This window comes from Roseibium sp. Sym1 (assembly GCF_027359675.1).
GTDB lineage: Bacteria > Pseudomonadota > Alphaproteobacteria > Rhizobiales > Stappiaceae > Roseibium.
In genome coordinates, this window is record NZ_CP114786.1 from 4,897,889 (window position 1) to 4,906,742 (window position 8,854).

Sequence of the window (8,854 nt, forward strand, 5' to 3'; positions counted from 1 at the left end):
TCAACTCCCTGAGAAAAACTTTCCGTTGTCGGTGAATTCGTAGCCGTTTGCGCGGATATTTTCGTCCACCGACTCGTTCGACATGTCGCTTTCGTACGCGTCTTGCAGCTGGTGGAAAATCCAGTCAGCAAAGCTACGCAGAGCGGCAGTTAACTCTTTTTCCGTCGCATCGCTCAAAATGACGTTGCCATTATCGACGCAAACAGACATGCACCCTGAATGGTAATAGTTGCCGGAGTGCCTGCATTCTGCCGTGAGGCGGTAGAAGTTGCGGCGCTGGATATCCTGCAGCCTGTCAGCGATGGAATGCAGGCCCTCAGCATGTGGGGCATATTTGCGAATTTCCCGGCAGGAGCCGCGCCGATAGGCATAGTTTCCGTTGAAGCTCGCACCGTCCCCTTGGGAATAGAAACCGGAGTAGAAAATTGACAGTTCAGTCCGCGTCTTGCCGTTGTTCAACTTGACGTCATGCTGCAGGAAACGGATTCCCAGAATTTCGGCGATGCGGTCCGCGTCTTCAAAGACATAATCGGAACCGTGCCAGTCCTGATTTTCACACTCGCGCCACCAATCACGGGCGCGCTCTTTCGCAGCGTCTGACAATTCGTCAAACTGGTAAACGTTGATTGTTTCGGCACGCATAGCTAATCCCTCTTGATTGCCACTATTGGCGGTTTCCGCGTGCTGCGGCTGAGACCGGTCTCACGGACCGGCCTAGGGCGCGTCACGTTTACGATTTCTCTTCGGTATCCAGACGAAAGACCAAACGTGTCCAGAAATTTGTGAGTGCGTTCCCGGTCAAAATTGTCCAACCAAGTCCGTAAGGGGCTTCCCCTAAGGGCAAATCAACTGTTTGCGCGATTAGATCAGTTTCACCGGGATTGAGCGGGTCACCTTGGACAAGAAAACTATTGATCATTGGTCCGTCTCACTTCGATTTGACGCAGATAGATACTGCGACGTTTTCAGGAAGAACCGCACGGCGCCAGGCGTCGCGGCAATTGTCGCCTTCACCGGCAATGAATTCCTGCCCGTCAGTCGTCCGGGCAATCACCACGTAGGAAGGCGGTTCCGGCTGGATTGTGCAGAGACCGGCAGTCACTAGACCCAGAGCGCACGCAATAGCTTGAAAAATGTCGTTCATTGTCGTGCCTCACAAGCGTCTGTGTAGTCGCTCAATTCGTCTTCGCAGCTATCCCGGATAGCTTTGAGCGCGCGAGCTTCGGCGATGCGGCGGCTTGAGAAAGGCCCGTCACTTTTGAAACCTTCTGAGGACCAGTAGTAGCCGTGCCTCAGAAAGCCGCCGTTACCGTCCGCGCGTGCTTCTGGGTCAAAGCGTTTATTCCCAGCTGCCCAGAACGTCTCAAACAGCGGAGGGGAATGCTTTACACGTCCCTTTCCATCGTTTTTCGCACTCATGATAGAATTCCTCTCTTTTGACATGGTTGCCGGGGATGCTGCCAGCGGACCGGCAGCACTGCCGGGCAATCAATCGCAACCGCTGGCATACGTGGCCACAATACGGGTGGCGTAAATGCGCGCTTTCCGTGCTTCTTCTGCATGGTCGATAAAGTGCCGTGCCATGAAAGCCTTGCGCTCGGCTGCACGTTGTTTTGCGGCCCGTGTCGCTGCACTAGCAGCCTTGCCGAACGACAGATTGAAGAACCGGCCAAAGACACGGACGGTAACGATTGTCATGTTTGCAGTTTTGGTTGTCTTGAACATTTGAACCGCTCTCTTGCTTGTCACTGTTGACGCAAAACACGTTACAGCGACTCGCAATCCAATGCAACACATTCTGCGTTATTTTTTTTAATTTCTTTTGCAGCTGGGAAACGGGCTGAGGGACAGCGCCAAATGCACCACCCCCAACATGCCTACACCCCGTATAGATTCTAAAGCATCTAACCCCGGCGCGCGCAGCGCGCAGCGGGGGCAGGGGGCAGGCTTTACACTAAAGCTCCAATGAGCACGCAGCCCCGCCCCGGTCCCCTGTCAGCTAGCAGCGCAGCACCGCACCGGCAGGTAACACGCCCAGGGCATGACCTCTTGCACGTCAGCACCAGCTGCCCGCACAACCGTCCCCAGTCAAACGGCAGGTGGCCAGCAAGCCGCCTGCCAGCCCCGTCCGCTGCGGTCAGTCCGCCCAGATAGTCCCCCAGCGTGCACGCACCCCGACAGCCGTCACGCCCCGCCCCTGTCACGCCTTGACGCCCTCGATGCCCCAGCCACCAGGCCCCGCCTGGCCTCGACGGGTATGGGGTCATCGCTTAAGAGATGGGAGGCGGACGGGTCGGACCGCGCATGGAGTGATTTTCCGCTGGCGTAGGCAAAAAAACTCGACCTCGATGTATGTTGCGTTATTCTGACAGCATGGCCCGATCTGGATACCCACCAACCTTTCGACCTTTTTCCGCCGGAAGGGCAAAAAAGGTAAAGAATGCAATCAGAAGAACGTCCCCTCGAAATCGAGGTTACGATGCGAAGTGGGATCGGTTGAGTTTGGCATTCCGTCGCAGGAACCCATTCTGCAGGTTTTGCGACCAGGAGGAGAGGGTGGGTTTAACCGAGGTGGCGGACCATATATTGCCGGCCGCGGACTTCCCGGAGCTTCGGTATGACTGGAGCAACCTTCAAGGCCTCTGTTCGTTTCACCACGACAGTATGAAGGCGCGTATGGAGACTATGGCGCGCGAGATGGGGGATCTTGGGCTGCTCGTCGAATGGTGTTCCGAGTACGGCAAAAGACCTTCACGGTTTCAATGTGTTGGGAAATAGACTTAATCCATTGGCGGAAGACCAAACGAGTAAGCTGAGCAGGCGAGGGCGATGTAAAGAGGGATGCGTGTCCTGCCCTTTTCCCAGTTCACAAGCGAGGTCTTGGAGCAGCCTAAAACCTGGCTTGCCTGGGCCAGCGATAGTTTGTGGCGCACGCGCCAACTATGAAAACCAACTGATCTCATTCCGGTTCACATATGTGCTTCTCTATAGGTAGGTCATATTTGGTCCGTTTCGGTGCCAGTTAACAACAACGATTGATCAACGCTACAAAAAATATTCAAAAAAAACGCAAAAGGCGTTGACGAAACGCGTAATGCGTCGTAACGTCCGCTTGTCGCCACGGAATGCAACTGCCCCCCAGCCCTCCCGCGGTGACCGTCGCCCTTGGTCTTTGGCCTGGGGCGACGTCTGGGGAGAGGAGTTATCATGTCAACGGATATTCGGTCTCCCGGTGTGGTGGGTGTTGGAGTGGCAGCGTTTGGAGTGGGTGTGCTGCTCTGGATCCTGTCCGGACCGTTGAATTGGATCGCAAGTCTTTTTGTACCTGGTTTTGCTTCTTTTATCGATGAACTGATCTGGTTCGGTTTGCTTGTCGGGTTGCTTTTTGGGTTATCGAGCAAGGGTATTGTTACCAAGGTGGTGACGATCGCTCTTCTCTGCTTCGGATACTGGGCGATGCCGTGGCTGGGGAAAACCACTTACTTTTTCCTGACCCGGGATTCTTACGCCGGCACCATCGTTACCCAACGCTTGGATGAGCAGGCTGGTGGTACTGGCGTCCGGAAGGTCTTCATCGTTCAGCGGCACGACACTTGCGAAACGAGCCAATATGTCTCGCGGGATCTCGTTATTCCCCTGATTGTCTACCATTCAAACTCCGCGGAAACGCGCGATCTGATGGCAGTGGGCGGTGTTTTTGATTTCGTTGATACCGGAACGCGGCGTTACAAAAACCAGATTCCGTTCATCGGCAACTTTCTCGGTCTTGGCTTCTTCGCCGACTGGACCGAGTTCCCAAACATCATTTCGGCGAAGAAAATCGAAGATGAAAATCGTTGCAGGTGAAATGCTTGCAGGTTGGTCTTCATAACTCGCTTCATGGAATGGAGCGGTAACAGGAGAAGTTTATGAATACGACAGCAGCAGTGCAGACTGCAGATACTGGCGGGTTTCCTGTGATGTCACCCGCTCAGATGAGCGAATATGACTTTTACCTTCTGCTCGACTCTTCCGGTTCGATGGGCGAGCCCTCGACACGTCCCGGCGTCACCGGCACCAGATGGGACGAGGCAAAGGCTCTCGGCGAAGAGATCGCTGGTTTCGCGGACGAAGTCGACGACGACGGTATCAGCGTGATCACTTTCGCGTCGAGTTCGAAAACGTTCAACAACATCGATCGGGCCCGCGTCAGGGATGTCTTCGCACAGGTTTCGCCCGGTGGCAGCACGCGCCTGGCCGGCGCCCTGCAGGAGGCCGTCAATCTTCGGAAAACGAACGGCAAGGATGCCTTTGTTATCGTGCTCACGGACGGCGAAGCCACCGACAAGAAGGATTGCGTCGACGTCATCGTGAATGCGGTCAACGAGCTCGACCACGAGAAGCAGTTGACGTTCCTGTTCATTCAGATCGGTCACGACCGCGGGGCGGCCGCGTTCCTGGACTATCTCGATGATGAGCTCGAGAAGAACGGTGCCCGGTTCGATTGCGTCGACGCCATCAAGTCAGACGTGGCCGAGTCTATGAATTTCGGCGAGATGCTCGGCAAGGCGCAGGTCGACTGAACGACGACGGATGAGGCCTGCGAACCACTTCCATTTTGGAAGTGGTTCGCAGTTTCAAAAAGGAAACGTCATGAATTTTTCACGCGCCGTATTTCTTATCAACAACAGGCTGCGCGCTATCGAGTGCCAGTACGAGCCGAACGGAAAATCGACCCTCTTCAAAACCCTGGATCCGACGATCAAGAAAGACGACATGGTCGTTGTGCCGTCGGGTACCCGGTGGGACATGACCACGGCGAAGGTTGTTGATGTTGATGTTGAAATTGACGTTGACGAGGCTGGTGCTGTGCTCTGGATCGTGTCGCGCATCGATACGTCTACGTTCGACAAAAACGTCGAGCAGGAAGAAGTTGCCATCGCCAAGATGAAGTCGGCGGAACTTCGTCGAAAGAGGGATGCGTTGCGGAAGAGCATGTTCGCCGATCACGAAGAATCCCTCAAGGAATTGGCGCTGGCAGACATGAGCCACGACGATGCCGAGCCGGCAGTGCCTCCGCCTTCGATTTCTAACAACTAGCCGTGACCTGGTGCCTGACCCCACAGGAGCGGCCATGGATCGCATGCGCGATCCTTTCTGACGTGTGTCAGAAATTCTGCAAACCGGAGACTGGCGTGGGGTTTCAAAGGTGAAGCCGGTTTCTGGTACGCAGGTTGAAATATGGCGAGCTGTCCGAAGTGTGGAAAACGACGCCTACGTAAAGACAAACAGAAACGTAGATTTTGCCCGAGATGCGGCGTGCTACGCGGTGCGGCGAGTATGACCAGGTCCGGAACTGAGGAATGCAAGATGATCGATTTAAAGTCAGCCATGGCATCGATCGGTTTGACCGACGCCGTTGATAGCGTGCAACGCAAACTGCTGAAGTCAAAATACGAAGCGTTTTTGTGGGCATGTGTGTTTGCGCCTGACATGAAATCTCCCGCGTCAGAGGACCAAAAACGACAGTTTGAAGGCATCGTTCGTTCGGTTGACTGGCTTTCTCATTGGTCTGTGTCTCAGGTGCTGATGGACTTCGAGCAAGTGAACGATCAATACCGCGCCGGTGACCTGGGATCGCGTCGCCTGAAAGCGCTCGATGTCATCCAGAAGGTTGCCGGGTGCGACCAGGTTTTGATGCTCTACGGTGCTGCTGTCTCGATGGCAGCTGCGGTATGGTCATCTGATACCAATACTTCCGCGAGATGCGAGGAAATCCGTCTTTCGCTCCAGATCGCAAACAGTGATGCACACCGCATCAAGCAGACATTCGGTTTTTGCCCGGCTGAGAAGCAGGCGCCGAGTGTGAAAAAGCGGCCGCCCACTACGGCCAGGAGCGCCGAGAAGAAACCGTCCACATCCAAGCCGACAGAGGCAGGGTCGGAACACGTGCCATCCTACAAACGGCGCGGTTAACAGTAACCTTAGAGGAGAAATTTCATGTTCAATTTCAAAGCGTTTGCGCAGACTGCGATTGGCCGCATCACCGGACACACAGATATCTTGGAAGCCTACCTCGCCGGCGGGATCGGCATGGCGGCCGCGGACGGAAGGATCGACCGCGAAGAACTTGAGCAGGTCCGCGCCAGCGCGAAGGCAGATGAATTCGTCACGAGACTTTTCAGTGAGGATGTCATCGATTCCACCATGAACAAGATGGTCCAGAAGATCAAGGCCAGCGGCATGGCAGCGATCGACAAGGAGCTCGAGGATATTGCCGGTGAAGATGATCCCATCAGGCACGCGGTGTACCTGTGCATCTACAAGACGGCGAAGGCAGACGGTGTTCTCGATCCGGCCGAAGTCAAGATGGCGGACAAGTATGCCGGGCTGCTCAACATCACGCCGGCCGACAAGGCTGGAATCGAGGATTCCGTCGACGACAACGAGATCGTTTTCGACTTCTGAAACAGACTCTGGTCGTGGCGAGCGCAGAGCGCTCGCCAGCGAGGATACAATGCCCTTCGATTATTACGAGATTCTACGCGAGATGCCGTTTGGTGTCGCGTTTACCTCTCTGCTGCTCGCCGCGGCATTCTTGTCCTATTGCCTTGCCTGGGCATGTGACCCGTTTGAGGAGGCAGCTCATCGTCTTGGACGTTCACTCCCAACGGGTGTCAAAGGGGCGACGATCAATGCAATCGGGAGCTCGATGCCCGAGCTCTTTACGACAGTCGGTCTTTTGTTCGTGGTTGGTGGTGGTGCCTACGCTGGCAACGAACTTCTTGGGGCCGGGATCGCGGTGACTGCAGGTTCGGCGATCTTCAATTCCAACGTTATACCGATGGCAGTGATTTTTGTTGTGCTTGCGCCATCCGCGGTCAGATTGGCGGCCGCAGGTTTTGCCAGTGCCAGCCAGACGGCTGCTGGTATAAAGATCGATAAGTCAGCAGTTGCGCGAGATTTTATCTTCCTGGTGATTGCAGAACTGATCCTCATCTACTTTCTTTCAGCAGGTGTTTTTACTGCATGGCATGCAGGCGTGATGTTGGGATTCTACGCCTCTTACTGCTCCTTTATGCTAATTTCTCCGGCACACGACGTTGAAGACGAACCTTACGCTCTGCCTTGTTGGAAGGCTTGGTTTCAGATCGCCTGGTCGACATTACTGATCGTTCTGTTCTGTATTCTGCTGGCTGACGTAATCGTTGCCGCTGCAGATATTTTGGGAGTTCACCCAATCATCACGGCTCTTTTCATCGGCGCCGGCGCTTCATCGGTACCGGACACCATCATGTCGGTAAAGATGGCAATGAAGGGAGAATACGACGACGCGATCGCAAACGCCCTTGGTTCAAACACGTTTGATATCTGCGTTGCTCTGGGGGCCCCAATTCTCGCTTATACGCTACTTCATGGAAGTATTGCGATACCGGAACATGAGGCAATCCAATCGATCAGAGTCGGACTGCTGGTCTTCACGGTTGTCATTGCGGCGGCGATCATCTTGCCATCCAGGATTCGTCTTTGGCATGGCTTCGCCTTGGCGGCGATTTATGCCGCCTGGACTCTCTTTGCACTTAATACTGAATTCAGGTGGTGGTGATGGCCTATCTTGACCAGGTTTCCCGTTCCAATGATGAGCCGATCGAGTCTTCTCCCTCCCCACAGGTGAAGAAGTACGTCGATGTGCCGCGGCCAGGCATGGAAACGGTAATGGTGGTTGGTGAGCGGGAAATCATGCTTGTTCTCGCCGGCATGCTGAAGGGGATGGCAGATACCGCGAGAGTCACTGAGACGCAAAACGGGCTTCTAATCAATCTGGAAATCGATCGGCTCTACCACCCGGTTTTTCTACCCTGTAGGACCTTACAGACAGCGATTTCGGTTGGTTCTCTGAGGGCAGCAATTCTTGATGCTCTGAATCCATCTCCTGAGACCTCCAGAATTCCGGAAATAACGCGCCTGGATGACCGGCCACAATCAAAGAACTTTTGGGCGCTTTTCCGGGAAAGGATTGGACTGTGAACACTTCGTTGCACCATTCACGTTTGCTGCAATCTGAGCAACCTGAATATCAATACCTTGATCTGCTGCAGTTGATTTTGACTTCTGGCGTCGACCGGGGCGACCGTACCGGTACGGGCACGCGCTCCATTTTCGGCCATCAGATCCGCTTCGACTTGTCGCGAGGATTTCCGTTACTCACCACTAAGAAGCTGCACCGGAGATCGATCATCCACGAACTGCTCTGGTTTCTATCTGGCGATACCAATATCCGCTACCTGAAGGAGCACGGCGTCAGGATCTGGGATGACTGGGCCGACGAGAACGGCGAACTCGGCCCGGTCTACGGCTACCAGTGGCGCTCCTGGCCGGCGTCGGATGGCCGTTCCATTGACCAGATCGCAGCGATTCTTCATCAGATCCGGACAAAACCGGAAGATCGCAGGATCATTGTGTCAGCGTGGAACCCAGCACAGGTTGATGAAATGGCGCTGCCGCCGTGCCATTGCCTGTTCCAGTTCTATGTCGCCGACGGCAAACTCTCCTGCCAGCTCTACCAGCGCTCGGCGGATGTGTTCCTTGGCGTACCCTTCAACATCGCCTCCTACGCGCTGCTGACCATGATGGTCGCCCAGGTCACCGGCCTGAAGCCTGGCGACTTCGTGCACACCTTTGGCGACGTGCACCTCTATTCCAACCATTTCGACCAGGCCCGCGAACAGTTAGCCCGTACGCCCCGGGCTCTGCCGGAGATGAAGATCAATCCGGATGTGACGGATCTGTTTGGGTTCAAGTTCGACGATTTCAAGCTGGTTGGCTACGACCCTCATCCGAACATTGCCGCGCCAATAGCGGTCTAGATCATAGT

At 54.9% G+C, this 8,854-nt stretch carries 13 protein-coding genes; 8 read left to right on the plus strand and 5 right to left on the minus strand.

The window, feature by feature from the left end:
* The 5 genes from O6760_RS22605 to O6760_RS33470 all read right to left on the minus strand — a co-directional run bounded on the left by O6760_RS22605 (position 1) and on the right by O6760_RS33470 (position 2,963).
* Positions 1-642 carry an antitoxin of toxin-antitoxin stability system gene (locus O6760_RS22605; RefSeq protein WP_269581937.1) on the minus strand — a complete coding sequence of 214 codons (642 nt, stop codon included), beginning with the start codon at positions 640-642 and terminating at the stop codon, positions 1-3.
* Between the two features lie 286 nt (positions 643-928).
* Positions 929-1,144 carry a hypothetical protein gene (locus O6760_RS22610; RefSeq protein ID WP_269581938.1) on the minus strand — a complete coding sequence of 72 codons (216 nt, stop codon included), beginning with the start codon at positions 1,142-1,144 and terminating at the stop codon, positions 929-931.
* The gene (locus O6760_RS22615) at positions 1,141-1,419 is read right to left on the minus strand and encodes a hypothetical protein (RefSeq protein ID WP_269581939.1); all 279 of its coding nucleotides are present in this window, start codon (positions 1,417-1,419) and stop codon (positions 1,141-1,143) included. The genes O6760_RS22610 and O6760_RS22615 overlap by 4 nt, the downstream gene beginning before the upstream one ends.
* A 69-nt stretch (positions 1,420-1,488) precedes the next feature.
* Positions 1,489-1,725 (minus strand): hypothetical protein, encoded by a 237-nt coding sequence (locus tag O6760_RS22620; RefSeq protein WP_269581940.1) that lies wholly within the window; start codon positions 1,723-1,725, stop codon positions 1,489-1,491.
* Between the two features lie 1,055 nt (positions 1,726-2,780).
* Entirely contained in the window at positions 2,781-2,963 is a 183-nt protein-coding gene (locus O6760_RS33470; protein ID WP_442969817.1) for a helix-turn-helix domain-containing protein, read from the minus strand.
* A 244-nt stretch (positions 2,964-3,207) separates the two neighbouring features.
* On the opposite strand from O6760_RS33470, the gene O6760_RS22625 reads away from it, so the two are divergent.
* From O6760_RS22625 to O6760_RS22660, 8 genes are all read left to right on the plus strand, one after another.
* Positions 3,208-3,846: a hypothetical protein gene (locus O6760_RS22625; protein ID WP_269581941.1), complete on the plus strand. Its 639-nt coding sequence runs from the start codon at positions 3,208-3,210 to the stop codon at positions 3,844-3,846.
* Positions 3,847-3,908: 62 nt separating this feature from the next.
* A complete protein-coding gene (locus O6760_RS22630) occupies positions 3,909-4,562 on the plus strand; it encodes a VWA domain-containing protein (RefSeq protein ID WP_269581942.1) in 654 nt (217 codons plus the stop codon).
* A 70-nt stretch (positions 4,563-4,632) separates the two neighbouring features.
* The gene (locus O6760_RS22635; RefSeq protein WP_269581943.1) at positions 4,633-5,079 is read left to right on the plus strand and encodes a hypothetical protein; all 447 of its coding nucleotides are present in this window, start codon (positions 4,633-4,635) and stop codon (positions 5,077-5,079) included.
* A 270-nt stretch (positions 5,080-5,349) separates the two neighbouring features.
* Positions 5,350-5,955 carry a hypothetical protein gene (locus O6760_RS22640; protein WP_269581944.1) on the plus strand — a complete coding sequence of 202 codons (606 nt, stop codon included), beginning with the start codon at positions 5,350-5,352 and terminating at the stop codon, positions 5,953-5,955.
* A 24-nt stretch (positions 5,956-5,979) separates the two neighbouring features.
* Complete coding sequence (locus tag O6760_RS22645; protein ID WP_269581945.1) at positions 5,980-6,447, plus strand: tellurite resistance TerB family protein; 468 nt, start codon at positions 5,980-5,982, stop codon at positions 6,445-6,447.
* A gap of 49 nt (positions 6,448-6,496) precedes the next feature.
* Complete coding sequence (locus O6760_RS22650) at positions 6,497-7,585, plus strand: sodium:calcium antiporter (RefSeq protein WP_269581946.1); 1,089 nt, start codon at positions 6,497-6,499, stop codon at positions 7,583-7,585.
* A complete protein-coding gene (locus O6760_RS22655; RefSeq protein WP_269581947.1) occupies positions 7,585-8,007 on the plus strand; it encodes a hypothetical protein in 423 nt (140 codons plus the stop codon). The genes O6760_RS22650 and O6760_RS22655 overlap by 1 nt, the downstream gene beginning before the upstream one ends.
* 26 nt (positions 8,008-8,033) lie before the next feature.
* Positions 8,034-8,846, plus strand: a complete 813-nt coding sequence (locus O6760_RS22660; protein ID WP_269586334.1) for a thymidylate synthase — start codon at positions 8,034-8,036, stop codon at positions 8,844-8,846.
* Positions 8,847-8,854: the final 8 nt, after the last annotated feature.